The organism is Bradyrhizobium sp. USDA 10063, from assembly GCF_054063735.1.
Genome location: NZ_JBSSGP010000002.1, coordinates 2,506,421 through 2,531,425, shown reverse-complemented (window position 1 = coordinate 2,531,425; position 25,005 = coordinate 2,506,421). Strand labels below are relative to the sequence as shown.

Genomic DNA, 25,005 nt, shown 5'->3' with positions numbered 1-25,005 from the left:
GTTATCCTGCGTTTTATCGCGCATTCGAAGCGCAAACTTTGAGCGGCGTGCTGCCGCTTATTCAAGCGCGCCGACCAAAATTACCTCATCCTGTGTACGAAATATCGAACTATCGTATGCGCGATTGCGGACGCATTGTCGTCCGACGGCGCATGCGGATTTCGGATGAGCAAGAAATCGACCCGGGTTGATGTTGCCTGCCAGGCGCTGCGCCAGGCGATCATTGAGCAGGCGCTGCCGCCGGGCACGAAGCTGCCCGAGGACGAACTCGGCGCCCAATTCCGCATGAGCCGCACGCTGGTGCGCGCAGCGTTGGCGCAGCTTCAATCGGAAGGCCTGGTCGATGCGCCACCGCGCCGCACCGCCACCACGGCCAGGCCGACATTGGAAGAGGCGAGGGAAGTCTTCGAGGTCCGCCGCACGCTCGAACGCGAAGTGGTGCGGCTGGTGATCGCGCGCTGGCGGCCGGAATTCGGAGCCGAGCTCGAGGGGCATGTCCGCAAGGAAGAAGCCGCGCGCAAATCTGGCGAAGCGAGGGTCTCCATCCGTCTCGCCGGCGAATTCCATATCAAGCTCGGCGAACTCGCAGGCAACAATCTGCTTCGCCGCTATCTCGGCGAAGTGGTGTCGCGCTGCTCGCTGATCCTGGCGCTTTACGGCCGGCCGCATTCCGCCGACTGCGCCGTCAACGAACACCGCGAGATCGTGGCCGCGCTGCGCAGCCGCAACGCCGAGGCCGCGATCGAGCTGATGGATCATCACCTCGGTGCGGTCGAGCACCGGGCGCTGCTCGATCAGGATCGCGATGCGCTGTTCGATCTCGGCGCGGTGCTGTCCCGCTACACGGAGGCGGCGGACACCGGCAACGGATCAAAGGTCGCGCGGCTGGCGCGGCGAAAAGCACGGGCCGCGAAATGACCGGGGACAGCGCCTTCATCACCAGTGTGACCCAAGCCGCGCCAATGGTTCGGCGACCAAGGAGAGTATCAATGACCACGCATCCGCTTTCCCGCCGAAGCTTTCTCGCTGGCGCCGCCGCAAGTCCCTTCGTTCTTTCCGCCCTCGGGGAGCCGGCGCGCGCCGCCGATCTCACCGTCGGCATCATCTATGTCGGCTCGCGCCAGGACTATGGCTGGAACCAGGCCCATGCGGTCGCCGCGAAGGCGCTCAAGGATGTGCCGGGCGTGAAGGTCGTCGAAGAAGAGAACGTGCCGGAGACCGTGGCGGTTGCGAAAACCATGGAGTCGATGATCAACATAGACGGCGCGACGCTGCTGTTCCCGACGTCCTTCGGCTACTTCAATCCGTTCATGATCGATGCGGCGAAGAAATATCCGAAGGTCGAATTCCGCCATCCGACCTCGCTCTGGCAGGCCGACAAGCACCCCGCCAATGCCGGCGGCTATTTCTGCTATCTCGATCAGGGCCACTATGTGAATGGCATCGCCGCGGGCCTATCCACCAAGGCGAACAAGATCGGATACATCGCCGCGAAGCCGATCCCGCTCGTGTTACGCAACGTCAACTCGTTCATGCTCGGCGCGCGCAAGGTCAATCCCAATGTCACCCTGCAGCTCATCGTCACCGGCGACTGGGCGTTGCCGGTGCGCGAGGCCGAAGCCGCCAACGCGCTGGTCGATGCGGGGTGCGACGTCATCGCTTGCCATATCGACAGCCCCAAGGTGGTGATCGAGACCGCCGAGAAGCGCGGCGTGAAGAGTTGCGGCCACAACGCCAACCAGGCGGATCTGGCGCCCAAGGGCTTCATCAGCGGCGCCGAGTTGAAATGGGAGACGGTCTACAAGAGCTTTGCCGGCATGATCGCCAAGGGCGAGAAGCTGCCGAACATGGTGATCGGCGGCTACGATAAGGAGATGGTGGTGAGTTCGCCGTTCGGCGCCGGCTGCAGCGAGGCCGGTCGCAATGCCGCCACTGCCGCGATCGCCGAACTGAAGGCCGGCAAACCGATCTTCGTCGCCGGCGTCAAGAGCAATACCGGCAAGGTCATCACCTCCAAGGACACCGGGCTCTATGATCCCTCGCTGGAGACCACCGACTATCTGGTCGAGGGTATTGTCGGCACGGTCTGAGGTCCCTGAAGCCGGCTGCGCGTTGGCACTGCCTCGATACCGTCGGCGGCTATTTCCGGACGTTTTGGAGGGGCGGGGATAAAAATTCCTTCCCGTGAGGGCGTCGGGGAACATGCTTCCAAGCCGCTGCCGCAAAAGACATTTCGCTACCATTGCTTCCTGGCCGCAATTGACGACATTTGGTGTCGGTTTCAACGGAAGCGGCCATGAGCAGTCCAGGATTTGATGCGTTTGGCGAGCCGATAGCGGCCCAGAGCGTTCGTGCGCCCGGGCGGACGTCGTCGTGGCTGCTTCGTGCCGGCACCAGCGCGTTCTGGCTGCTCGTCGCTGGCATCGTGATCGCCCGTGCCGCCTATTTTGAGGCCGGCGTCTTCAATTTCGACCGCGTCGTTGCCTGGGCGCAGGGCCTGTTCGCGGCGCTCTGACGGTCGATCCAATCCTCTCTTTTACATGGTTCCAGCCGAAATCGGCGGGCGTGCCCGCCATGGGTCTGCTTGAAGCGGACGCGCGCGCCGTTGGCGATCACAAATCTCCCAGAACATAACTTCTCGTTACTGGGGAAATCGGAGAATATATTAGCCAAAACATCACGGTAGGCGCATAAATTATTCCCTGATAGGGAGTGCCACCGTGGCGGACAATATTGATAGCATCAAGGAGGCAGCGCGGCGCCCCAGCGCCGTCACCCGGACGTTTTCGCTTCTTCCTGGCATCGCGCTGTGCGGCGCGATCACGGTTCTGGCGGTCGGCGTCCAGCAGCTCGAGGAGCGAGCCTTCGACCATCCCTATGTGGAAGCCCTGGTGATCGCGATCCTCTTGGGGATGGCGATCCGCACCGCCTGGAATCCATCCGAGCGATGGCGATCCGGCATCGCCTTCAGCGCCAAGCAACTGCTCGAAGTCGCCGTCGTGCTGCTGGGGGCCTCGATCAGCTTCGCCGCGATTGCGGCGTCCGGCCTGGCGCTGATCGGCGCGATCGCAGGTACGGTCGCGATCATGCTGGTGCTCAGTTTTGGGGTCAGCCGCATGCTGGGTCTGCCGACCAAGCTCTCGATCCTGATCGCCTGCGGCAATTCGATCTGCGGAAATTCGGCGATCGCGGCCGTCGCCCCCGTCATCGACGCCCACAGCGACGACATCGCTTCGTCGATCTCATTCACGGCAATTCTCGGCGTGCTGATGGTGCTGGGATTGCCCTTGCTGATCCCGCTGCTTGGATTGTCGGCGACGCAATACGGCATCCTGGCCGGACTTACGGTCTATGCCGTTCCCCAGGTGCTTGCGGCCACCGTGCCCGCCGGCATCGTCAGCACGCAGATCGGGACGCTGGTCAAGCTGGTGCGCGTGCTGATGCTGGGGCCGATCGTGATCGGCCTCTCTTTGTTCGTTGCCAGCCGGCGCAAGCACGAGAAGGCGGCAGCGATCAGTCCGTTCAAGCTGGTGCCCTGGTTCATCATCGGCTTTCTGGTCCTTGCCGCGCTGCGATCGTTCCAGCTCGTCCCGGATGCGGTGGTCCCCCTGGTGACAAAGGCGGCCGTGCTGCTCACCGTGCTGTCGATGGCGGCCCTCGGCCTCGGCGTTGATATTCGCGTCATCGCTACCGTCGGAGGACGCGTGACGGCCGCGGTTACGCTGTCGCTGCTCGTGCTGCTCGCCATCAGCATCGGGCTCGTCCATCTCTTCAGATGAGTGACGCTGCGCAAATCAAGTGCAAAGACAAGTACGCTCAATGAATGAGCAGATGCGCGCGGAAAAAGCTTCGCACAGCGAATAAGCAGCGCTTCACCGAACGATCAGTGAATTGAAATCGCAACGGATTTCTTTCCGACGGCGCGCGATTTCGAGTTGTACACAATGGCACGGCGCTTGCTTAACCCCGCTCAAGAGTTCTCTCGTTCGGGGCACGCGCGTCATGACGAACTCAAGCGATCCAGTGGGGAAGATCGTCGCGGAGCCGGAGCCGATCGAGCTCGACTGGACCAAGACGGCGCTCGTCATCATCGACATGCAGCGCGATTTCATGGAGCCCGGCGGCTTCGGCGAAACGCTCGGCAATGACGTCAGCCAGCTTGCGCGCGCCGTGCAGCCGATCGGCTCGGTGCTGTCGGCGGCGCGCGACGCCGGCATGCTGGTGATCCATACCCGCGAAGGACATCTGCCCGACCTTTCCGACGCGCCGCCCGCCAAGGTCGAGCGCGGCGCACCATCCTTGCGCATCGGCGATCCCGGTCCGATGGGCCGCATCCTCATCCGCGGCGAGGCCGGCCACGACATCATTCCCGAGCTCTATCCGCTCGACAGCGAGATCGTGATCGACAAGCCCGGCAAGGGCGCATTCTACGCGACCGAGATGGGCGATGTGCTGCAGAAATACGGCATCGAGAATCTGCTGGTGTGCGGCGTCACCACCGAAGTGTGCGTCAACACCACCGTGCGCGAGGCCAATGACCGCGGCTATCGCTGCGTCGTCATCTCCGACGGCTGCGCATCCTACTTTCCGGAATTTCATGAGATGGGCCTGAAGATGATCAAGGCCCAGGGCGGCATCTTCGGCTGGGTCGCAAGCTCAGCCGCAGTACTGGAGGCGTTGGCGACTTCGAAAACATTGGCTTAAGGACATTACCATGAGCACCAGCATGACGGGGACGGCCGGCAGGTCCGAGTTCAAGCCGGCACTGTGGACATCGGGCGACTGGAACGCGTTTTTCGGCTTCGGCACCAACATCCTCGTCAACATGCTGGTCCTCACCGGCCTGTTGCGCTTCGTCCTGAAGATGCCGGACTCACTTGTCTTCGGTCGCATCCTGCCTGCGCTCGGCCTGATGATGTGCCTCTCCACTTTTTACTACGCCTTCCTCGCCTATCGGCTCGCGCAGAAGACCGGCCGCAGCGATGTCTGCGCCTTGCCGTCCGGCGTCAGCGTCCCGCATATGTTCATCGTCACCTTTGTGATCATGCTGCCGATCACGCTCAAGACCGGCGATCCCATCAAGGGCTGGTCTGCGGGCCTCGTCTGGGTGTTCTTCCAGAGCTTCATCCTGATGATCGGCGGCTTCATTGCGCCGTATATCCGGAAGATCACGCCGCGCGCGGCGCTGCTTGGCACGCTCGCCGGTGTTTCCGTCACCTTCATCGCGATGCGGCCGGCGCTCGAAATGTACATGACGCCGCAGATCGGGCTCATCTGCTTCGCCATCATCCTGGTGAGCTGGTTCGGCGGCGTGAAATATCCGCGCGGCATTCCCGCGGGCCTCGTTGCGATTGCGGCCGGCATGATCATCGCATGGGGCTCGAACCTGTTCGGGCTCGGGCTTGGCGGGTTGAGCCTGAAAGGCGTCGGCGATGCCTTTGCGAATTTCGGCTTCTCGGTGCCGATCCCGGCCATAGGCCACGTGTTCTCCGGCTTCGAGTTCCTGGGGATCATCCTGGTCACCGCGATTCCCTTCGGCATCTACGATCTCGTCGAGGCCATGGATAACGTCGAGAGCGCGGAGGCCGCCGGCGACGAATATCCGACGACGCGCGTGCTGACCGCCGACGGCGTCGTCAGCCTGGTCGGCTGCCTGATGGGCAATCCTTTCATCAACGCTGTCTATATCGGCCATCCCGGCTGGAAGGCGATGGGCGGACGGATCGGCTATTCGGCCGCAACCGGCATCATGGTGGTGCTGTTGTCCTGGTTCGGCATCATCTCGGTGCTGCTGGCGCTGGTGCCGGTGGTCGCGATCTCGCCGATCCTGCTCTATATCGGCATGCTGATCGGGGCGCAGGCGTTCCAGACCACGCCGGCCAGGCACGCGCCCGCGATCGTGCTGGCGTTCACGCCGCATCTCGCCGCCTGGGCCAAGTTGCAGATCGACACCATGCTGGCGTCGACGATGACGGCAGCGCAAAGCGTCGGTGGGCTTGCAGCCGATAAGGTCGGCGAGGTCAAGACCGCTGCAATCGCCGCTCTGCCGCAGCAGGGCGTGATCTATCACGGCCTTGAGGTGATGGGCGGCGGCTCGATCCTCGCCGGCCTCGTGCTCGGCGCGATCGCCGTCTTCATCATCGAGCGCGGTTTCCTGAAGGCCTCGGCGTTCGCGCTGGCCGGTGCCGTCATGACCTATTTTGGCTTCATGCATGGCGAAGCGGTCGGCATCGGAGGCGGCCTTGGCGTCACGCCTGGCGTGACGCTGGCTTATGTTGCGATGGCGGGTGGGCTGTTCGCGCTCAGCAAGTCGGTCGGCAGCGTGGCCTACAGCTCGCATCCGGAGATGCCGGCCGCGGTGCCTGCTGAATGACCCTCATGGTGAGGAGGCGCGCAGCGCCGTCTCGAACCATGAGGCCCCGTCCGTGGCCTCATCCTTCGAGACGCGCTTCGCGCTCCTCAGGATGAGGGGATGCAGCGCGGGATGAGGGACTGGCACTGTGCCAGCGGCAACGTCACCCGCCCTTCACAGCACCCGCAGTAAGCCCGGCGACGATCTGGCGCTGGGCGAATACCGTCAGCAGCAGCACCGGGAAGGTCACGAGCAACGCGGCGGCGGCCAGCGGCCCCCAGCTCAACTGGTCGAACGAGATCATGTTGTAGACGGCAACCGGCAAGGTGCGTGTCTCGCGTCCCGCCAGCACGATGCCGAACACGAAATTGTTCCAGGAGAAGATCACCGCGAGGATGAAGGCGACCGCAAGCCCGGGACGGGCGATCGGCAGCGCGACGTGACGGAACACCTGCCAGCGCGTGGCGCCGTCGATCCGTGCGGCTTCCTCCAATTCCAGCGGCGTGGTCTCGAAGTAACCGATCATGATCCAGATCACGATCGGCACGGTGACCACGAGATGGATTATGATCTGCGGCACCAGCGTGCCGAGCAGTCCCAGCCATTGGAACAAGAGGAACAGCGGAATCAAATACGACAGCCCCGGCGTGATGCGCGCGATCAGGATCACGATCGCGGATTTGTGCGCCGCCATCCGCGCGATGCCGTAGCCGGCGGGCACGCCGACCAGCATCGCGAGCAAGGTCGCGCCGCCGGTCACGATCAGGCTGTTGACGAAATAGGTCAGGAAGCGGTTGGAAGCGAGCACATCGGCGTAGTTCTTCCACGCAAATTGCTCGGGGATGAAGACCGGCGGATAGGCGGCGTTGTCGATCTCGTACTTCAGCGACAGCGAGATCATCCAGAGGAAGAACAGGATCGCCGGCGAGACGATGATGAACACCGAGAACCAGAGGCCGATCCGGCCCAGGATTTGACGCGGGCTCATGCGCCGCCTCCAATCTCGGTCCACAGCATCCGCTTGCGCAAGTAGAGCAGCACCGCGGCAAGCAGCACGATCAAGAGGAAGAACACGACCGCGATCGCCGAGCCGTAGCCCAGGTCGTAATAGACGAAGGCGACGCTGTAGAGATAGAGGTTGATGGTCTCCGAGGCCGAGCCGGGGCCGCCTTGCGTGATCGCGAAGATGATGTCGAAACTCTTCACCGCATCGATCATGCGGATCATGCCGGCGATGAACAGAAACGGCATGATCAGCGGCAGCGTGATGTAGCGGAACATCTGCCAGAAGCCGGCGCCATCGATCTCCGCGCTCTCGTAAGGTTCGGCCGGGATCGCGGCAAGACCGCCAAGCACGATCAGCATCACCAGCGGCGTCCATTGCCAGGTCTCGACCAGCACCAGCGACGGAATGACGGTCGCGGGATTGAACACCCAGAGCTGCGGCGGCAGGCCGACCAGCGACAGCAAATAGTTGAGCACGCCGAGCTGTGGGTGGAACATCATGGTCCAGACCAGCGCGATCGCCACGGGCGTGGCCATCATCGGCATGATGAAGACGCCGCGCAAAAAGCCCCGCCCGGCAAAGCGCTGGTGGAACACGACGGCCGCGAGCGTGCCGAAGATCAGCGGCAATATCACCGACAGCGCCGTATAGAAGATGGTGTGTCCGAAAGCCTCGACGAAACGCGGGTCGTTCGGCAATCGCAGATAGTTGGCAAGGCCGACGAAGGTGGTGGGCGAGCCGACCTTCCATTCGTTGAAGCTCATCCAGATCGTGAACAGCCAGGGAAACACGATCACGGCCAGCACGACGATCAGCGCCGGCAGCACGAAAGGCCAATAGGTGGGGCGATGCCATTGTTGCTCCGGCGCGGCGGAGGTCTCCGCCGCGGCCGGAGTCGTTTCCGCTATCGTGCTCACGCTTTTTCGCTGCGTTCCAGGATGGGTCGAAACTGCTCGTGCGCCTTCTTCAACTCCGTCGCGGGATCGGCGCCTGAAAGCGTCGCTGTGAGCGCCGCGCCGACGATGTCACGGAATTCGGCGACGGGAATGATGACGGGCAGTCCGAGCTTGCTGATCTTGGCGGAATCGACGACCGACTTCAGCCACTCCTGGGTCTTCACGCCCTTGGCGACTTCGGGGTCGTTCACGATCGAATTGCGGAATGGCACGCCGCCGCCGGCCTGCAGCAATCGCGCGGCTTGCGTCCGGGAGACGACCCATTGGCACAGGAGATAAGCGGCTTCCTTGTTCTTGCTGGCTGCGGCGATGCCGACGCCGTCGCCATAGGTCGAGGAAAACGCGCCCTTGGGGCCGGCGGGCACGAGGGTGTAGCCGACCTTGCCGACGACGCGCGAGGCGGTCGGGTCTTCCAGCGGCGGCGCCCAGCCGTCGGCGTCGATCCACATTGCGGATCTGCCCTGCGTGAACGAGGCCATCGACTCCATCCAGTTGAAGCCGGCAACGCCGGGGGGCGCCGATTTGGTCAAGAGCCGCTGGTACAGCTTGGTCGCTTCGATCGCCTCGGGCCCGTCGGTCAGGATGTTGCCCTTGCTGTCAAGGAATTCGCCGCCATAGTTCAGATAGAAGTTGGTCCACATCGCCATGTTGGCGTTGCGCAGGCCACGGCCGACAAAGCCGAAGATGCCTTCCTTGGGGTCGGTGAGCTTCTCGGCAGCCACCACCATCTCGTCCAGCGTCTTCGGCACCTCGACGCCTTTCTTCTGGAATAGCTCCTTGTTGTAATAGAGGATGAAGTAGTCGACCGACCACGGCAGCGACAGCATCTGGCCTTTGTCGTTCTTGGCGTATTGCTGTCCGGCGGCGGAGAAGTCGCTTTCGACCAGGTCGGTCGGGGTGAGATGGGGGTCCTTGAGATAGCCGGAGATATCGGCGAGCCAGCCGGCCTTCTCGAACTGCCGCTTCTGAACGTGATAGCTCAGATGCACGACGTCGAAGCTTGGTTTGCCCGAGGCGAGCTCGATGACGCATTTCTGGCGTTGCTGCTGCTCGGGGATCTGCTCGGACTCGACCTGGATGCCGGTGAGCGCTGTGAATTCCTTGATGTATTTTTGCAGGTTGTCGCCGCGCGGGCCCTTGGCGAGGATCACCTCGAGCTTGGTGCCGTTATATTTCTTCCAGTCAATGTCGGCGTGCGCCGGAAATCCGGTGAGGCCGAGCGCACCGGCTGCAGCCGTGCCGGCCAAAAGCTGCCGGCGCGAGATCTGGTGATCCGTCATGTTTCTCTCCCTGGTCTTTTTGTTTGGGAGAGATACTAGCGTCTGCGCGGCCTCTGCCTAGCCCTAATGTGCGCGACAATGCACTACAATTGTCGCGTGTGCTGGTGATCGTTTATGCCTTGACGAAGGCAAGCAACGTCCCGTTGCCCGCCGCCGGCGGTACGCAGATCGCACCGGCGCTGTGCACGCCGGTCGATCCCAGCACCTTCTCTGCGGCGGCAAGATCGGCTGCGATCACCAGGCCGGCGCCGCCGCGCTCGGGCAGGGCGGCCAGCGACACGCCGGGATAGCGGTTGCCGAGTTGATCCGTGGTTGCGAATACGAAGTCGGCGCGGTCCGAGCCGGAGGGCACGGCCACGGCGCCGTCGGCTTCGTTCCTTGCCGCGACATCGATCATTTTGGACAGATGCGCAGCATCCTTGGCCGGCTCGGGCGTCACGATCAGCACCTGCCTCAGGCGTTTCGCACCGTTGGCGTGCGTCATCAATTCGGGAATCCATACCGTCTCGCGCGTCTTGTGCTGGCACGCGAAGATGCGCACACCGCCCGGCGCCTCCTCGGTCGGCCATTGGAAGGTACGGAATTTCGCTGCCGACAGCGTGCCATCAGGCATGGTCACCGGCCGCTCGAAATCGGTCGGGCCGATCGGCGCATAACCACGCGCGCGAATCTCCTCGGCGCCCGCAGCCGAATCGACCGCGGTGAAGGCGATGCGCTCGATGCCTTCGCCGCGTTTCTCCAGGAATGCCCGCGCCGGCGCGTTGTGCTCCGTTGGGGTGAGCACGCCCAGCAGTTCGATATAGTCGGGGTCGAGCATGATGGTGTAGTTGCCGGATCCCATATGTGCGCTATGGGTGCCGCGCGGCGAAACCGTGAAGCCCAGCCGGTTCCAGTTCTCCGCGGCTTTATCGAGGTCCTTCACCATGATCACGGCGTGATCTAGTCCGATGACGTTCTTGAGTGACACTCTGTTGTTTCCCCGGCATGGATAGGTAGCGTACTACACTAAACAGATCGATCCGGTGCCCGCAAGTTCACATCCGTGCGGTGCCGCTCAGCAATCGATCGCGAAGAGATTGATGATGGAAAGACCTGATGTCCGCTGGCCCGACTCGCTGTGGGCGGCGGTGACCCCGCCCGGTCCCGGCCTGCCTGAATTGACCGGCGCCCAGCAGGCCGACGTGGTCGTGATCGGCGGCGGTTTCACTGGGCTGTCGACCGCACTGCATTTGCGCGAAGCCCGCGTCGATGTTGCGATCGTCGAGGCGATGGAGCCGGGCTGGGGCGCTTCGGGGCGCAACAACGGCCAGGTGATTCCGACCTTGTCGCGACCCGATCCCGAAGACATCATCGCCAAGCATGGCGCCGCCGGCGAGCGGTTCGTTGGTCTGTTGCGCGACAGCGCTGCGACGTTGTTCGACGTCGCGCAGCGCTACAATATCCAGGCCGAGCAGGAACAGGCTGGGTGGGTGCAGCCGGTGCACTCGCAAGGCCGCATCAGGATCGCGGAGCGGCGGGTGCGGCAATGGTCGAAATTCGGCGCGCCTGTCGAGTTGCTGTCGCGCGATCAGGTCCGCGGCATGCTGGGCTCGGATGCGTGGTACGGCGGTTTCTGGAACAGGAGCGGCGGCCACGTCAATCCGCTGGCGCTGGCACGGGGGCTCGCGCGCGCAGTGCTTCATCAAGACGGCCGCATCTATGCGCGCTCGCCGGTGGTGCGCTTTGAACGGCGCAACGACAAATGGGTGGTGAAGACCGAAAGCGGCGAGATCAGCGGCCGCGCGCTGGTGGTGGCGACCAACGCCTATAGCGGGGAGATCGTGAGGTCGTTGGTGCCGGAGATTGCGACCGAAGTGATGCCGGTGCTGTCCTGGCAGATGGCGACGCAGCCATTGTCGGACAATGTGCGCAAGTCCATCATCCCGGGACGGCAGGCGATGTCGGATACCCATGGCGAGCTCTATTTCGCGCGCTACGACGCGCGCCACCGGCTCGTCACCGGCGGCGCCGTGATCGGTCCGGGCGACAAGGCCGCGCGGCTGAAGGAGAGGGTGACCGAGCGGCTGCAGCGGCTCTGGCCGCAGATCGGCGAACTCTCCTTCGACCACGTCTGGAACGGCTATGTCGGCATGACCACGGATTTTCTGCCGCGCTTTCACCAGCTCGGTCCCGACGCCTATGGCTGGACCGGCTGCAATGGCCGCGCTGTTGCGCTGACGATCGCGATCGGCGCCGAGTTTGCAAAGGCGGTGCGCGGCGTCCCGCTGGAGGAACTGGCGCTGCCATTCACTGAACCGCAGCCGATCGCTGCGCATGGACTGCTGCGAAAGCTCGCGCCGTTGATGCTATTGGTCTACCGGCAGCGCGACGCGCGCGAGATCTAGTGCCGCGCAGCGCAAATTGGAGATCGGTTCAGTAAAGATCAGTCGTCAAGGATTACCAAGCGGTGCCGGGCGCGATATCTGTTAAGAGAGTATCCCTGACTTAGACCGGATATGGTCCAATGTCGCGCAGGGTCTGTCGAAAGTCTCAAGCGGCTTGCCACCGGCTTGACGGGTAAGCTGTTGCCCCAAGTTCCAGGCCGCATAAATCGGAGTTTGGAGCCGGCGTCTGCAGAGCATCCCGAAAGCTCAAGAAATGCCGGAACGGTTCTAAACGCACTGCGTTTGGTTGCGAAGGATTCCACCTCTGTCTAGCGCGCTAGTCGCACGGGAATCCCGACTACAATCATCCAACTATAATCAATAACGAGGAGGCAACAAAGATGGCAAATCCACGCCCAGAGGATAAGTCCACTCAGGCTGCTGAAGATGCAGTTCGGCGCGTAAGCGAGAGAACCGCTGAGCAGACCAGACGGATCGGGGAAACGACGGCCGAGGCTAGTCAAGAGATGGCTCGGGCCGGCGCCGATCTGCTGCGGCAAAATGCCGAGGCGGCACAAAGCGCCCTGCGGTTCGGCCTGGACATGACGACAGCAGCCATGGGTCGCTCTACCGATCAACTCGGTCGTGTACTAGGACTATCGGATGAAGCGCAACGTGCAGCCGAAAAGTCGGCCCACAGCGCCGCTAGTGTCCTTCATTCCACAACCGCAATTGCCAAAGGGATGAGTGGGATGTCGCAAGAGTACCTCGCGTTCGTCCGGCGCCAAATCGAGAGCAGTATAAGCCACATGAACGAATTGTGGCGGTGCCGAACTCCGCAGGACGTTGTCGCCGTCCAAAGTGACTTTGTGCGAGAAACCATGGAGAATGCCGTGGAAAGCGGCCGACGAATGGCCGACATGTCGCTCAAGGCGGCGGACGATACCGCAAAGCGCATGGCTCAAACTATCGAACGGCGGGCTGCCTAGAGTGTGATGGCATTTGGTTAAATCGCGCGGCGGGTTCGGTTGACCTCTCCCGCTTGCGGGCGAGGTCGGCGCATAGCGCCGGGTGGGGGCTCTCTCCTCACGGTCGAACAGTTTGAATCGCGGAGAAAGCCCTCAACCCAGCCCTCTCCCGCAAGCGGGAGAGGGAGCGCAGCATCCGTCGCGGATACAGTTCGACCTGATCTCATCATGCTGTAGTCGGTCGGGCGTTCCGCCGTCTTGGCGTCGCAGACAAGGGCGGCTGAGTCCCTCAGCCGCCCTGTCTGGATTGCGGCCAGATCGAACGCTACATGCTCACTGTTTCGTGCTCGCGCGCAAACTCGCCGCCGGGAATCGAGTCCAGCAGCGCCTGGGTATAGGGATGTTTGGGATCGCCGAATACCTCGGCGGCCGGTCCGTGCTCGACGACCGCACCATCCTTCATGACCGCGACGAGGTCGCAGATCTGCGCGGCGACGCGCAGGTCGTGGGTGATGAAGATGATGGACAGGCCGAGCCGCTGCCGCAGTCCGGCCAGCAGTTTTAGCACCTGCGCCTGCACCGACACGTCGAGCGCAGACACAGGCTCGTCCGCGATCAACACGTCCGGCTTCAGCGCCAGTGCACGCGCGAGCCCGATGCGCTGGCGCTGGCCGCCGGAGAATTCGTGCGGATAGCGGTCGCCGGCGGACGGATCGAGGCCGACCAGCTCGAACAGTTTCCTGGCTTCGGCAATTGCCGTCGCGCGCGGCGTGCCGTGCACGATGGGGCCTTGCGCCACCAGCTCCGCGGCCTTGCGGCGTGGGTTGAGCGAGGCAAACGGATCCTGGAACACCATCTGGATATGTCGGGTCTGGCGGCGGACTTCCTCGCGTGACAGTTTTGCCCAGTCCCTGCCGTCGAGCACGATCGATCCGGAGTCGGGATCGATCAGGCGCACGATGCAGCGCGCCAAGGTTGACTTGCCCGAGCCGGATTCGCCGACGATGCCGAGCGTTGCGCCCTTCGGCAGATCAAGCGAGGCTTCCTTGACCGCGGCCGTTACTCGCGCGCCACGTCCGAGGAAGCCGCCGGTGCGATAGGTCTTTGAGACGTTGGAAATCGTCAGGATGTTCTCCCCCGATAGCGGCCGTGGCGGCGGTGCTTTCAGCGGCGGCACGGCGGCAATGAGCTGCCGGGTGTAAGGGTGCGCCGGATGGTTCAGCACCTCGTCAGCCGTGCCGTGTTCGACGATCCTGCCGTGCTGCATCACCACGACACGATCGGCGATCTCGGCGACGACGCCGAAATCGTGGGTGATGAACAGCACCGCCGTCTTCTTCCGTTGCTGCAGGTCACGGATCAGCTTCAAGATCTGCGCCTGCGTGGTGACGTCGAGTGCGGTGGTCGGCTCGTCCGCGATCAGGAGTTTCGGGTCGAGCGCCAGCGCCATCGCGATCATGGCGCGCTGGCGCTGGCCGCCGGAGAGCTCATGCGGATAGGCCTTCGCGGCCAGTTTGGGATCGGGAATGCGGACGTCGGCGAGCAGCGCCAGCACGCGGGCGTTGATCTCCGCTTTCGATAGTTCCGTGTGGATCGAGAACATCTCGCCAATCTGGTCGCCGATGGTGCGCAGCGGATTGAGCGCTGTCATCGGCTCCTGGAAGATCATGGCGATGCCGGCGCCGCGGACTTCCCGCATCTCGGCGATGTCAGCAGCGCAGAGATCCCGACCCTCGAACAGCATCCGGCCGTTCTCGATTTTGACCTCGTTCGGCAACAGCCGCATGATGGCGTTCGCCATCATCGACTTGCCGGAACCGGATTCGCCGACCACGCAGAGGATCTCGTTCGAGGCGATCGAAAGCGAGACGTCCGATAGCGCATGGGGTCGGTCGGCGCCTTCCGGCAAGCGCACGCTCAGGCTTTCGAGCGAAAGGATGGCGTCGCTCATCGGCTCTTCAGCCTCGGATTGAGCGCGTCGTTGAGGCCTTGGCCGACCAGCGATACCGCAAGCACGGTGACGAGAATGGCGATCCCGGGGATCGCCGAGACGTACCATTGCACCCGCAGCACGTCGCGGCCGAGCCCGATCAGATTGCCCCAGGAGGCGACGTTGGGATCAGACAGCCTAAGGAAGGCGAGCGCGCTTTCCAGCAGGATCGCGACCGCCATCACCACGCTGGCATAGACGATCACCGGCGGCAGCGCATTTGGCAGGATCTCGCCCAGGATGATCTTGATGTCCCGCATCCCCAGCGTCTTGCCGGCCTGGACGAATTCGCGGTTGCGCAGCGAGAGGAACTCGGCGCGGGTCAATCGCGCCGGTGCCGGCCATGAGACGACGCCGACCGCGATGGTGACGGTGGTGAGCGTCGAGCCGAAGACGGCGACCAGCACCAGCAGCAGCACGAAATTCGGCAGGGTCTGGAATGCCTCCGTGATCCGCATCAGGACATTGTCGACCCAGCCGCCATAATAGCCGGCGAAGGCGCCGACCAGGATTCCGATCAGGATTGCGATTGCGGTTGCGACGCCGCCGATCAACAGCGAAATCCGCGCGCCATAGAAGATCTGGGCGGCGATGTCGCGTCCGGAATTGTCGGTGCCCAGCAGGAAACGCGGATTGGAGAACGGCCAGATCAGCGGCCGTCCTGCCAGCGACAGTGGATCGCGCGGATAGAGCCAGCCGGCGCTGATCGCCATCGCGATCACGACGAGCAGCAGGATCAGGCCGATCACCGCGGCCGGGCTGCGGAAATAGCGTTTCAGCGCGTCCATGTCAGCCATCCGCCTGTATGCGCGGATCGAGCCGCGCATAGAGAAGATCGACCACGAAGTTGACCACGATCACGAGCAGGGCCGAGACGAACACGATGCCGAGCAGCGTGTTGAGGTCGCGCTGCACCACGGATTCGTAGGCCAGCCGCCCGAGGCCCGGCAGCGAGAACACGCTTTCGACCACGACCGAGCCGCCGAGCATGGTGCCGGCCTGCAGCCCGATCAGCGTCACCATCGGCAGCAGCGCATTGCGCAGCACATGCCGCGTCACGACATGGGTCTCGTCCAGGCCCTTGGCGCGTGCGGTGCGGACGAAATCGAGATTGAGCACCTCCAGCATCGAGGCCCGCATGATGCGCAGGTAAATGGCAAGGAAGATCAGCCCGAGCGTCAGCGTCGGCAGCACCAGATGGCCAGCGATATCGAGCACGCGCCAGATGCCGGTCTGCACGATGCCGATATCTTCGAACCCGCCGGGCGGCAGCCATTGCAGATAGACCGAGAACACCACGATCGCCATCAGGCCGAACCAGAACGACGGCGTCGCATAGAAGATCAATCCGAGCGTCGAGATCAGCGTATCCGGCCAGCGGTTGACGCCGCGCGCGGCGATCACGCCGAACACCAGCCCGAAGAAGAACGCAAAGGACAGCGACGCCGTCATCAGGAGGATGGTCGGCGGCAGCCGCTCCAGGATCACGGAAGCCACCGGCTTGCCGTAGATCGAGGAGAAGCCGAGATCGAGCCGCACCAGTCGCCAGAGATAGTTGGCGAGCTGCATCGGGACTGACACATCGAGCCCGTAAAACTGACGCAATTCGCGCGCGGTAGCGGCGTCGCCGCCGCCCATCTGCGCCATCAGCGCGTCAACGGTGTCGCCCGGCGCCATCTGCAGCAGCAGGAAAACGCCGATCAAAATCAGGAACAGGGTGGGGATCGAGGCGGCGAGTCGCCGCCCCGCAAGGCTCAAGATGCGCATGCTCTCATCTTGACCGATATGGGATCAGGCGGAAAGCCAAAGATCGTGCCAGCTCGTCGAGCCCCAGCGTGGGGTGTTCGAGTGGTTGCGGGCTTTCGCCGTGATGACGGTGACGAAGATCTGCTCGATCGGCATCCAGACCGGCAGTTCCGTGTTCACCTCCTTGACGAACTCGGCATAGAGCGCCTTGCGCTTGACCGGATCGACTTCGGTGGCCGCATCGTCGATGGTCTTGTCGACGGTCTTGTCCTCCCAGCCCCATTGGTTGGTCCAGGGCGCGCCCTTGGGCTGGCCGGAACGATACCAGACCGTGGTCGAGACCGCGGGATCGTTGCGGTACTGGTGCCAGCCGGTGGCGAGATCGAAGGCGTGCTCGTCGTAGACCTGCTTTAAGAACCCGCCGCCGTCATTGCGCACGATCTCGACGGGGATGCCGACTTCCTGCAGCGATTGCTGGACGAAGGTCGACCACAGCGAGATGTCCTCGCCCCACGGCGCGGGCAGCAGCCGGAGCGAGAAGCGCGTGCCGCCGGCGCCCGGCTTGTAGCCGGCTTCAGTGAGCAGCGCGACCGCCTTGGCCTTGTCGTAAGGATATTGCGGCGTGTTGGCGCCCGAATAGAAGTCGGTCGAGGTCGAGGGGATCGGGCCGGTGCCGAGCTTGGCGAAGTCGCCGAGGAAGTTGTCGATGAAGAACGGCACGTTGATCGCATGCGCGATCGCGCGGCGGACGCGGATGTCGGAAAGTTCCTTGCGGCGGAAGTTGAACTCGATCGTATTGGTGCGCGCGTTGCCTTCGTTGCCCTTTGTGGAGACCACAAAGCGCTTGTCCTTGGAAAGCCGCGCCATGTCCGAGATCGTGAGTCCGGAGAACGGGCTATAGTGCAATTCGCCGGCTTCCATCTGCGCGGCCGCGGCGGCGCGATCGGTGATCACCTTCCAGACGATGCGGTCGAGATAGGGCGCGTTCGTCCGCCAGTAGTCGGGATTGCGGTCGGCGATGATGTATTGCCCACGCTCATATTTGACGAACTTGAACGGGCCGGTGCCGACCGGCGCCAGGTTGGTCGGGTTCTGGCGGATGTCGCCATTCTCGTAGAGGTGCTTGGCGGAGACGTAGCCGAGGTCGGGCAGGGCGCGCAGCAGGAGGTTGAGCGGCATCGGCCGCTCGTAGCGGAAGATCGCGGTCTGCGGATCCGGCGTATCGACGGCGGTCAGGAAGAGCTGCAGCGTCGAGCCGTAGTTCAGGATCTTCTTCCACATGTTCATCGCGGTGAACGCGACGTCATCGGAGGTGAACGGCTTGCCGTCGTGCCAGGTGATGCCCTTGCGCAATTTGAAGGTGACGGTCTTGCCGTCGGGGGCGGCTTCCCAGCTCTCGGCAAGCACGCCGACCGGCTTGCCGTCGGCGTCGAGGTCGACCAGGTTCTCCTGGATCTTGCCGCCGATGATGTAGACGCCGGTCGAGGCCTGCAGGCTGGGATTGAGCTGGCGCTGCTCGGCGCCGTAATGGACGTTGAACACGCCGCCCTTGCGCGGGGTCTCCTGCGCAAATGCCCGCATCGGGTTGATGACGTTGGCGGCGATGGCGGCGGACGTCAGAAGCGCGGTGCGGCGGTTGATCTCGAGGCGGGTCAAATCCATACAAGGTCTCCAAAGGGCGCGTCGGGTAGCGTCGGGCAGCGCGCGGCATGGGCCGCGGGCCGTCTTTAGCCGATGTTATGATGGGAGGGGAACCCGGGTCATTTTCTTTAATTGCGCACAATCTGAACGATCATTCTCCGGGCTTCGCGCCCGACACTATATTGGCTGCGGTTGGATGAAACGGGCTTTCGCGAATCACCGATTGCGAATCTGCAGCGGAAAAATAGGGGTCAACGGGGTGTCGGATGGCTGGTTCGAGGGCGTATAGAAGGGCTGGCTAGGCCTCGACCAGCGAAAAAACCCGGGAAAAACGCAGGATTTCGGTGTATCAGCGGCGATATAGCTGTGAAGAATGCTGAAAACCCTGTTTTTTTAGCCAGTTTCCGCCATAACGTGCCGTTTCCAGAATCAATGGAGCAACCATGGCTACCCAATTGTCGAAGTCGCAACTGATCGAGAAGATCGCGACCACCACCGAACTCTCCAAGCGCGACGTCAAGAACGTGATGGATACCCTCACGGACGTCGGTCATAAGGAGCTGAAGAAGAACGGCGTGTTCCTCGTCCCCGGCTTCGCGAAGTTCGTGGTGATCAAGAAGCCCGCGACCAAGGCGCGCAAGGGCATCAACCCCTTCACCGGCGAAGAGACGGTGTTCAAGGCCAAGCCGGCCCGCAAGGTCGTCCGGGCTCGCCCGGTCAAGGCTGCCAAGGACGCGGTCTAAGGCAAGAGGCCTCCGGAAGCGGGGGCCTTTTTGCTGTGAAACGCGCCCGGCGTCCGAGTCACGCTTGACTCTCTATCCCTCCGCACGCGGGGCGCGGCTGTCAGCGCTCGCGCGAACAAGCCATCAGAGCGAAAGCGTCACGAGCAAGGCCATGCAGGCCAAGTGGCCCGTGGCGATGAGCGCGAGATGAAGAGGACCGGGCACCGCATGTCTCCTCGCTTAATTCCCTCCCCCTGAAAGGGGGAGGGCTATCACATGTGAAATAGAACTTGGTGGGCGGTCTCTTCGCGGCCCATCCTTTGAGACGCGCGCGAGCGCGCTCCTCAGGATGAGGTCTGATTTCGCGGCAGAATCTTAGACCCTCATGGTGAGGAGCGCCGCTTGCGGCGCGTCTCGAACCATGAGGCCCGCTCGTCCACAGCCGCCAAACAGCTAGTTGAGACTCGCCGCGCTTGTGAAGCTGCGATCGACAGCTTTGCTGACGTCGAGCGTCTTCGACAGGATGCCGTAGCGTGTGGCGCGGTCGGAGGCTGCCTGCACTTCCTTGACCACGTTCTCATCGATTGCGATCGGGCTGGTCTTCTGCGCGGTATAGGCGCTCAGCAGCACGTCTTCGGGAAGTTTGGTCAGCTCGGCGGTGTTCTTCGCATATTCGGCGAGATGATCGAGCGACCACAGCCGTGCCTTGTTCAGCCGCTGCAGCAGGTCCCGGACCGCGGCGCGCTTGGTGGCGATGGCGCTGTCTGAGGCGACGATGAAGGTGATGGTCGGCGTCAGGCCCTGGCCGTCGGCAACGATGCGCGCTTTGTCCTTCAGCGTCGCAAACGAAATATAGGGTTCCCACACCGCCCAGGCATCGATCGAACCCGCGAGCAGCGCGATCTTGGCGTCGACGGGTCCGAGCGGCGCGAAGGTCGCGTCCTCGAGTTTGTAGCCGGACTTCTCTAGCGTCGCGTCGATCAGGAATTGCCCCCAGCCGCCACGCGTGCCGGCGAGGCGCTTGCCCCTGAGATCAGCCGCGGTCTTGATCGGCGAATCCTGGCGCACCAGGATGGCTTGCGTCCTGGCGTCGGAGCGCGTGCCGCCGATCGCCTTGATCGGCGCGCCCGCCGCATAGACCGAAAGAAAAGAGAGGTCGCCGGTATAGCCGACGTCGAGCGCGCCCGCGTTCAACGCTTCGAGGATTGGTGCTGCGGCGGGAAATTCCGACCACTCGATCTTGTAGGGCAGGTCCCTTCCGAAACCTGAGATGTCGAGCAGCGAACGGTTGCCGCCCTTCTGGTCGCCGACGCGCAGCACGATCGTGTCGTCGGCAAGCGCTGCGAGGACTGAGGAAAGGGCAATTGCGGTTGCGACGAATGCTGTCGCCAGCTTGCGCGTGACGGCGTGAAGGCGAGTGAGTCTGCGCATGTCCATCTCTTTTCTGATTTGGTGCGCCCATTGTGTCGTGAGCATGTAGGGCGCTCCATCAAGTCTATGGGCGAAGCCCTCGCAGTCAACGAAACGGAAATCTGTATTCGCGACGCGAGCGACAAAGAACGTCTCGTTGGTATCCTCTGCGGAGAAGGCGCTACGTGCAGCGTTACGAGACGGTCAAATGCCTGCGCCATTGGCGGCAGTACGTAAGCTGCCGACGATCGCGCTACGACGAAATCGTTTCATCGTCCACCGCTGTGATCGTGGAGATAATCCCTTTCGTGCGCTCGACATTCGAAATTCCATTTCATTGACGATGATACGATCGCACCGCATCATTTGTGCGTTGCTTTGAGTGCGAACAGCGCCGGAGAAATCCGCCTTTTTACAACAATAGCTCTGAATGAGATGTGCGCGGGCTGGGCCGTTCGCGCGGATGGCGGAGCCATGTCGAACATAGGGGTGAACATGTCGATTGAAGAGAAGAATAGATTGTCGATGGATCGGCGCACGCTGTTACGGGCCGGTGCTGCTGCAGCCTTTGCCGCGCCGATCGGGGCCTTCGGCGCGCAGGCATTCTCGGCGCGCGGTGCGATACCAGCGATCGACTTCTCCGAATTTCCCATCTGCAAAACGGCATCCGACGCGCCGCCGCTGACCGGTGCGCCGCGCAAATTGAAGCTGTCGTGGAACGCAGGCGCGGTGTGCCTCGCGCCGCTGCCGGTCGCGATCGACTACGGCTTCTTCCAGAAGCAGAACCTCGACATCGAGCTCGTCAACTACAGCGGCTCGACCGACCAGTTGCTGGAGGCGATCGCCACTGGCAAGAGCGACGCGGGGCTCGGCATGGCCTTGCGCTGGCTCAAGCCGCTGGAGCAGGGCTTTGACGTCAAGATCGCCGCCGGCACCCATGGCGGCTGCATGCGCGTGCTGACGCGCGCTGGCTCCGGCGTCGACAAGCTCGCCGATCTCAAGGGCAAGATCGTCGCGGTCGGCGATCTCGCGGGGCCAGACAAGAACTTCTTCTCGATCCAGCTTGCCAAGCAGGGCATCGATCCGAACAAGGACGTCGACTGGCGCGCCTATCCCGGCAACCTCCTCAACGTCGCGGTCGAGAAGCGCGAGGTGCAGGCGTTCCTGGCCTCCGATCCGCTCGCCTATCTCTGGCTGAAGGATAGCCAATACAAGGAAGTCGCCTCCAATCTCGACGACGAATATCGCGACAAGACCTGCTGTATCGTCGGCCTCCGCGGCTCTCTCGTGCGTAACGAGCCGCATGTCGCGCGCGCGATCACCCAGGCGCTGCTCGATGCGGCGATGTTCACCTCGCAGAACCCGGACAAGGCGGCGAAGTCGTTCCAGCCCTATGCGCCGAAGACTGCGACGCTGGCCGATCTCGAAGCGATGGCGCGCTACCACACCCATCACCATCACCCCGTCGGCGAAGTCCTGAAGCGCGAGCTGAAGGGGTACGCCGATGACCTGAAGACCGTGTCCGTGTTCAAGCAGAGCACCGACACGGCGAAATTCGCGGAACGGATTTATGTCGACGTATTCAGTGTCTGATATCGCAGCGGCCGGACAGTCTGCGGCGGGTGTCAGCCCGGGCTGGATTGGGAAGTTCCGCGACAGCGGCTATGGCGCCGGCATCGGCGCGACGCTGGCGTGGCTGGCATTCGGTGCATCCTGCCTCTATTGGGAAGATCTCGGCGATTGGTCGCGGACTCAGTCGCTCGGCATCGGCGCATTCGTCATCGCGGCCTTTGCGGTGCTCGGCACGCTTGGCGCCGACTTCCTCGGCGGCGCAGGGGTTGCGCTGCGCCGGCGCGCGCCGTGGCTGCTGGCGCTCGGGGCCTTCTTTACGCTGTGGGAAGTCGCCACCGCAAAGTTCGGCTGGCTGCCGCTGCCGTTCTTCCCGCCGCCGCAGGCGATCCTGGAGGTCTATACCGACGACCTGCCGAAGCTGTTCGACAGCATCATTGCGTCCGTGAAACTGCAACTCGGTGGCTATATCATCGGCGCCGCCATCGGCTTTCTGACCGGCGTATCGATCGGCTGGTCGCAGAAGGTCGGCTACTGGGTACATCCGGTGCTGCGCTTCATCGGCCCATTGCCGGCGACCGCCTGGCTGCCCTTCGCCTTCTTCACCTTCCCCTCGAGCTGGAGCGCGAGCACATTCCTGATCGCGCTTGCCACCGGTTTCCCGGTGACGGTCCTGACCTGGTCCGGCGTTGCGAGCGTGCCGAACGCCTATTACGACGTCGCGCGCACGCTGGGCGCAAAGCCGTCCTTCCTGGTGCTGAAGGTGGCGATCCCCGCAGCGCTGCCGCATGTCTTCGTCGGCCTCTTTATGGGGCTCGGGGCCTCGTTCGCCGTGCTGGTTGTCGCCGAGATGATCGGCGTCAAGGCCGGCCTTGGCTGGTACCTGCAGTGGGCGCAAGGCTGGGCGGCCTACGCCAACATGTATGCCGCGCTGATCGTGATGTCGCTGCTCTGCTCCGGTGCGATCACGCTGCTGTTCAAGACGCGCGACCGCCTGCTGGTCTGGCAGAAGGGTGTCGTCAAATGGTAGCGCCTGCCTTGGCCCAAGCCGTCACCACTCCCGCGGTCGGCGCCGCGCTCGATGTTGAGCATGTCAATCATGCCTTCGATATCGATGGCGCAGTGCTGCCGGTGCTGGACGACGTCACCCTCGCGATCGAGCCCGGCGAGTTCGTCGCGCTGCTTGGCCCGTCCGGCTGCGGCAAGTCCACGCTGCTGCGGCTGGTCGCGGGACTGGAGAAACCGCGCAGCGGCATCTTGCGCGAGGACGACATCCGCATCGCGGGACCGCACCCGTCGCGCGTGGTCGTGTTCCAGGATCCGACGCTGTTTCCCTGGCGCTCTGTCTGGGACAATGTCGCGCTCGGGCTGGAGGCGCAGGGCATCCTGAAAAGCCAACGCCAGCGGGTCGATGCGGCGATCGATCTGGTCGGCCTCTCCGCCTTCAGGAAAGCCTATCCGCATCAGCTCTCCGGCGGCATGGCGCAGCGCGTCGCACTGGCGCGGGCGCTGGTCAACGATCCGAAGGTGCTCGTCCTCGACGAGCCGCTCGGCAAATTGGATTCGCTGACGCGGATCACGATGCAGGCCGAGATCGTCTCACTCTGGCAGCGCAAGGGCTTTACGACCTTGCTCGTCACGCACGACGCGGAGGAGGCGCTGTTCCTCGCCAACCGTGTCATCGTGCTCAGCGACCGCCCGGCGCGCGTCAAGGCCGATATCAAGGTGGATCGGCCGTATCCGCGTCATCGTGGCGATCCCTATCTCGCCGATCTGCGCCGGCAGATTCTCGGCCTGCTCGGGCTGGACGCGACATGGTGACGACGGCGGCGAAGGAGCGGCTATCGTGGGAAGCGCTGGACCATGTTGCGCGCGCATCAAAGCTCGCCGAGGTCGTCGCCGAGCGGGCCGCGGCACACGACCGCGACGCCAGTTTTCCCTTTGAGAATTTCGACGACCTCGCGAAAGCCGATCTCCTCGCGCTGACCGTTCCCGCCGCACTCGGCGGAGCAGGGGCGGGCGCGCGCGACACTACGCGCATCCTTACCATCATCGGCAAGGCCGATCCGTCGACCGCGCTCGTGCTGTCGATGCATTACATCAATCATCTCGTGATGGCGCGCAGCCCGCGCTGGCCCGCGCGCCTGTCGCGCAAGCTCGCCAAGGAGACAGTCGAAGGTGTCGCGCTGATCAATGCGCTGCGTGTCGAGCCCGAACTCGGATCGCCGGCGCGCGGCGGCCTGCCGGCGACGATTGCGCGCCGCACCGAGACCGGCTGGCGGCTGAGCGGCCGCAAGATCTATTCGACCGGCGCGCCGATCCTGAAATGGTATCTGGTGTGGGCCAGGACCGACGAGCCGGAAACACGCGTCGGCCAGTTCCTGGTCCCCGCGGGTTTGCCCGGAATGAGGATCGAGGAGAGCTGGAACCATCTCGGCCTGCGTGCGAGCGGCAGTCACGACGTCATCTTCGAGGACGTCGTATTCCCGCTCGACTACGAAGTCGATGTCCGCAAGCCGGAGGAATGGACCGCGCCTGACGTCACCCAGGCGACGATCCACGCCATCTTCGTGGCTGCGATCTATGATGGAGTCGCCCGCGCCGCGCGCGACTGGCTGATCAAGTTCCTGCGCGAACGCGTCCCGGCCAATCTCGGTGCCCCGCTCGCGACATTGCCGCGCGCCCAGGAAATTCTTGGCGGCATCGAGGCGCGGCTTGCGGTCAATGCCCGGCTGATCGACAGTTTCGCCGGCGAGTTCGATGCCGGCCTTGTGCTCAGTGCGACCGAGTCCAATATCGTCAAGCTGACGGTGACCAACAACGCCGTCGCCGTGGTGGAGGACGCGCTGTCACTTGCCAGCAATCACGGCCTGTCGCGACACAATCCGCTGGAACGGCATTTTCGCGACGTGCTGTGCGGCCGCGTCCACACCCCGCAGGATGACTCCACCCGCATCGCCGTCGGACGCCTGGCGCTGGGCATCTGAACAACAGCCAACAAG

22 protein-coding genes are annotated in these 25,005 nt (G+C 63.5%); 13 read left to right on the top strand and 9 right to left on the bottom strand.

All coding sequences use genetic code 11. The features are described 5' to 3' along the window. The first annotated feature begins 165 nt into the window (after positions 1-165). The 6 genes from ACVJGD_RS14390 (at position 166) to ACVJGD_RS14365 (ending at position 6,373) form a co-directional block, all read left to right on the top strand. On the top strand, positions 166-918 hold the full coding sequence (locus tag ACVJGD_RS14390) for a GntR family transcriptional regulator (protein ID WP_456634955.1): 753 nt from the start codon (positions 166-168) through the stop codon (positions 916-918). Between the two features lie 71 nt (positions 919-989). Further along, positions 990-2,090 carry a BMP family ABC transporter substrate-binding protein gene (locus ACVJGD_RS14385; protein ID WP_456634954.1) on the top strand — a complete coding sequence of 367 codons (1,101 nt, stop codon included), beginning with the start codon at positions 990-992 and terminating at the stop codon, positions 2,088-2,090. A gap of 206 nt (positions 2,091-2,296) precedes the next feature. Beyond that, positions 2,297-2,515 carry a hypothetical protein gene (locus tag ACVJGD_RS14380; protein WP_456634953.1) on the top strand — a complete coding sequence of 73 codons (219 nt, stop codon included), beginning with the start codon at positions 2,297-2,299 and terminating at the stop codon, positions 2,513-2,515. A 205-nt stretch (positions 2,516-2,720) separates the two neighbouring features. Then, positions 2,721-3,779 (top strand): YeiH family protein, encoded by a 1,059-nt coding sequence (locus tag ACVJGD_RS14375; RefSeq protein ID WP_456634952.1) that lies wholly within the window; start codon positions 2,721-2,723, stop codon positions 3,777-3,779. A gap of 223 nt (positions 3,780-4,002) precedes the next feature. Continuing rightward, positions 4,003-4,704, top strand: a complete 702-nt coding sequence (locus ACVJGD_RS14370; protein ID WP_456634951.1) for a cysteine hydrolase family protein — start codon at positions 4,003-4,005, stop codon at positions 4,702-4,704. Between the two features lie 10 nt (positions 4,705-4,714). Then, positions 4,715-6,373, top strand: a complete 1,659-nt coding sequence (locus ACVJGD_RS14365; protein WP_456634950.1) for a regulator — start codon at positions 4,715-4,717, stop codon at positions 6,371-6,373. 142 nt (positions 6,374-6,515) lie between these two features. On the opposite strand, the gene ACVJGD_RS14360 is transcribed toward ACVJGD_RS14365, so the two are convergent. From ACVJGD_RS14360 to ACVJGD_RS14345, 4 genes are all read right to left on the bottom strand, one after another. Further along, positions 6,516-7,340 carry a carbohydrate ABC transporter permease gene (locus ACVJGD_RS14360; RefSeq protein WP_456634949.1) on the bottom strand — a complete coding sequence of 275 codons (825 nt, stop codon included), beginning with the start codon at positions 7,338-7,340 and terminating at the stop codon, positions 6,516-6,518. After that, entirely contained in the window at positions 7,337-8,275 is a 939-nt protein-coding gene (locus tag ACVJGD_RS14355) for a carbohydrate ABC transporter permease (protein ID WP_456634948.1), read from the bottom strand. Before ACVJGD_RS14355 ends, ACVJGD_RS14360 begins: the two co-directional genes overlap by 4 nt. Then, the gene (locus ACVJGD_RS14350) at positions 8,272-9,594 is read right to left on the bottom strand and encodes an ABC transporter substrate-binding protein (RefSeq protein WP_456634947.1); all 1,323 of its coding nucleotides are present in this window, start codon (positions 9,592-9,594) and stop codon (positions 8,272-8,274) included. The genes ACVJGD_RS14355 and ACVJGD_RS14350 overlap by 4 nt, the downstream gene beginning before the upstream one ends. 112 nt (positions 9,595-9,706) lie before the next feature. Then, on the bottom strand, positions 9,707-10,561 hold the full coding sequence (locus ACVJGD_RS14345; protein ID WP_456634946.1) for a VOC family protein: 855 nt from the start codon (positions 10,559-10,561) through the stop codon (positions 9,707-9,709). Positions 10,562-10,676: 115 nt separating this feature from the next. On the opposite strand from ACVJGD_RS14345, the gene ACVJGD_RS14340 reads away from it, so the two are divergent. Both ACVJGD_RS14340 and ACVJGD_RS14335 read left to right on the top strand, forming a co-directional pair. Further along, entirely contained in the window at positions 10,677-11,978 is a 1,302-nt protein-coding gene (locus ACVJGD_RS14340) for an NAD(P)/FAD-dependent oxidoreductase (RefSeq protein WP_456640253.1), read from the top strand. Positions 11,979-12,358: 380 nt separating this feature from the next. Next, positions 12,359-12,946: a phasin family protein gene (locus ACVJGD_RS14335; RefSeq protein ID WP_456634945.1), complete on the top strand. Its 588-nt coding sequence runs from the start codon at positions 12,359-12,361 to the stop codon at positions 12,944-12,946. Between the two features lie 304 nt (positions 12,947-13,250). Here the strand turns inward: ACVJGD_RS14335 and ACVJGD_RS14330 are convergent, their stop codons facing one another. Genes ACVJGD_RS14330 through ACVJGD_RS14315 form a run of 4 tightly spaced genes read right to left on the bottom strand, consistent with a single transcriptional unit; the run spans position 13,251 to position 18,323 of the window. Next, the gene (locus ACVJGD_RS14330; RefSeq protein ID WP_456634944.1) at positions 13,251-14,876 is read right to left on the bottom strand and encodes an ABC transporter ATP-binding protein; all 1,626 of its coding nucleotides are present in this window, start codon (positions 14,874-14,876) and stop codon (positions 13,251-13,253) included. Beyond that, positions 14,873-15,703, bottom strand: a complete 831-nt coding sequence (locus tag ACVJGD_RS14325; RefSeq protein WP_456634943.1) for an ABC transporter permease — start codon at positions 15,701-15,703, stop codon at positions 14,873-14,875. The genes ACVJGD_RS14330 and ACVJGD_RS14325 overlap by 4 nt, the downstream gene beginning before the upstream one ends. Position 15,704: 1 nt before the next feature. After that, positions 15,705-16,682, bottom strand: a complete 978-nt coding sequence (locus ACVJGD_RS14320) for an ABC transporter permease (protein ID WP_456634942.1) — start codon at positions 16,680-16,682, stop codon at positions 15,705-15,707. Between the two features lie 24 nt (positions 16,683-16,706). Beyond that, positions 16,707-18,323 (bottom strand): ABC transporter substrate-binding protein, encoded by a 1,617-nt coding sequence (locus ACVJGD_RS14315; RefSeq protein ID WP_456634941.1) that lies wholly within the window; start codon positions 18,321-18,323, stop codon positions 16,707-16,709. A 422-nt stretch (positions 18,324-18,745) separates the two neighbouring features. On the opposite strand from ACVJGD_RS14315, the gene ACVJGD_RS14310 reads away from it, so the two are divergent. Continuing rightward, a complete protein-coding gene (locus ACVJGD_RS14310; RefSeq protein ID WP_028164358.1) occupies positions 18,746-19,045 on the top strand; it encodes an HU family DNA-binding protein in 300 nt (99 codons plus the stop codon). 432 nt (positions 19,046-19,477) lie between these two features. Here the strand turns inward: ACVJGD_RS14310 and ACVJGD_RS14305 are convergent, their stop codons facing one another. After that, entirely contained in the window at positions 19,478-20,455 is a 978-nt protein-coding gene (locus ACVJGD_RS14305) for an ABC transporter substrate-binding protein (protein WP_456634940.1), read from the bottom strand. A gap of 453 nt (positions 20,456-20,908) precedes the next feature. On the opposite strand from ACVJGD_RS14305, the gene ACVJGD_RS14300 reads away from it, so the two are divergent. The 4 genes from ACVJGD_RS14300 to ACVJGD_RS14285 are packed head-to-tail and all read left to right on the top strand — an operon-like array spanning position 20,909 to position 24,990. After that, positions 20,909-22,027 (top strand): ABC transporter substrate-binding protein, encoded by a 1,119-nt coding sequence (locus tag ACVJGD_RS14300; protein ID WP_456634939.1) that lies wholly within the window; start codon positions 20,909-20,911, stop codon positions 22,025-22,027. Beyond that, entirely contained in the window at positions 22,005-23,033 is a 1,029-nt protein-coding gene (locus ACVJGD_RS14295; protein ID WP_456634938.1) for an ABC transporter permease, read from the top strand. The genes ACVJGD_RS14300 and ACVJGD_RS14295 overlap by 23 nt, the downstream gene beginning before the upstream one ends. After that, entirely contained in the window at positions 23,027-23,824 is a 798-nt protein-coding gene (locus tag ACVJGD_RS14290; protein WP_456634937.1) for an ABC transporter ATP-binding protein, read from the top strand. Before ACVJGD_RS14295 ends, ACVJGD_RS14290 begins: the two co-directional genes overlap by 7 nt. Continuing rightward, positions 23,818-24,990: an acyl-CoA dehydrogenase family protein gene (locus ACVJGD_RS14285; RefSeq protein ID WP_456634936.1), complete on the top strand. Its 1,173-nt coding sequence runs from the start codon at positions 23,818-23,820 to the stop codon at positions 24,988-24,990. The genes ACVJGD_RS14290 and ACVJGD_RS14285 overlap by 7 nt, the downstream gene beginning before the upstream one ends. Positions 24,991-25,005: the final 15 nt, after the last annotated feature.

What these genes read in the sequence shown, in the direction of transcription:
- ACVJGD_RS14330 (WP_456634944.1), bottom strand. Translation starts at nt 14,876, where the DNA reads ATGAGCGACGCCATCCTTTCGCTCGAAAGCCTGAGCGTGCGCTTGCCG.
- ACVJGD_RS14385 (WP_456634954.1), top strand. Translation starts at nt 990, where the DNA reads ATGACCACGCATCCGCTTTCCCGCCGAAGCTTTCTCGCTGGCGCCGCC.
- ACVJGD_RS14335 (WP_456634945.1), top strand. Translation starts at nt 12,359, where the DNA reads ATGGCAAATCCACGCCCAGAGGATAAGTCCACTCAGGCTGCTGAAGAT.
- ACVJGD_RS14360 (WP_456634949.1), bottom strand. Translation starts at nt 7,340, where the DNA reads ATGAGCCCGCGTCAAATCCTGGGCCGGATCGGCCTCTGGTTCTCGGTG.
- ACVJGD_RS14380 (WP_456634953.1), top strand. Translation starts at nt 2,297, where the DNA reads ATGAGCAGTCCAGGATTTGATGCGTTTGGCGAGCCGATAGCGGCCCAG.
- ACVJGD_RS14325 (WP_456634943.1), bottom strand. Translation starts at nt 15,703, where the DNA reads ATGGACGCGCTGAAACGCTATTTCCGCAGCCCGGCCGCGGTGATCGGC.
- ACVJGD_RS14290 (WP_456634937.1), top strand. Translation starts at nt 23,027, where the DNA reads ATGGTAGCGCCTGCCTTGGCCCAAGCCGTCACCACTCCCGCGGTCGGC.
- ACVJGD_RS14305 (WP_456634940.1), bottom strand. Translation starts at nt 20,455, where the DNA reads ATGCGCAGACTCACTCGCCTTCACGCCGTCACGCGCAAGCTGGCGACA.
- ACVJGD_RS14315 (WP_456634941.1), bottom strand. Translation starts at nt 18,323, where the DNA reads ATGGATTTGACCCGCCTCGAGATCAACCGCCGCACCGCGCTTCTGACG.
- ACVJGD_RS14320 (WP_456634942.1), bottom strand. Translation starts at nt 16,682, where the DNA reads ATGCGCATCTTGAGCCTTGCGGGGCGGCGACTCGCCGCCTCGATCCCC.
- ACVJGD_RS14350 (WP_456634947.1), bottom strand. Translation starts at nt 9,594, where the DNA reads ATGACGGATCACCAGATCTCGCGCCGGCAGCTTTTGGCCGGCACGGCT.
- ACVJGD_RS14365 (WP_456634950.1), top strand. Translation starts at nt 4,715, where the DNA reads ATGAGCACCAGCATGACGGGGACGGCCGGCAGGTCCGAGTTCAAGCCG.
- ACVJGD_RS14340 (WP_456640253.1), top strand. Translation starts at nt 10,677, where the DNA reads ATGGAAAGACCTGATGTCCGCTGGCCCGACTCGCTGTGGGCGGCGGTG.
- ACVJGD_RS14310 (WP_028164358.1), top strand. Translation starts at nt 18,746, where the DNA reads ATGGCTACCCAATTGTCGAAGTCGCAACTGATCGAGAAGATCGCGACC.
- ACVJGD_RS14390 (WP_456634955.1), top strand. Translation starts at nt 166, where the DNA reads ATGAGCAAGAAATCGACCCGGGTTGATGTTGCCTGCCAGGCGCTGCGC.
- ACVJGD_RS14300 (WP_456634939.1), top strand. Translation starts at nt 20,909, where the DNA reads ATGTCGAACATAGGGGTGAACATGTCGATTGAAGAGAAGAATAGATTG.
- ACVJGD_RS14285 (WP_456634936.1), top strand. Translation starts at nt 23,818, where the DNA reads ATGGTGACGACGGCGGCGAAGGAGCGGCTATCGTGGGAAGCGCTGGAC.
- ACVJGD_RS14370 (WP_456634951.1), top strand. Translation starts at nt 4,003, where the DNA reads ATGACGAACTCAAGCGATCCAGTGGGGAAGATCGTCGCGGAGCCGGAG.
- ACVJGD_RS14295 (WP_456634938.1), top strand. Translation starts at nt 22,005, where the DNA reads ATGTCGACGTATTCAGTGTCTGATATCGCAGCGGCCGGACAGTCTGCG.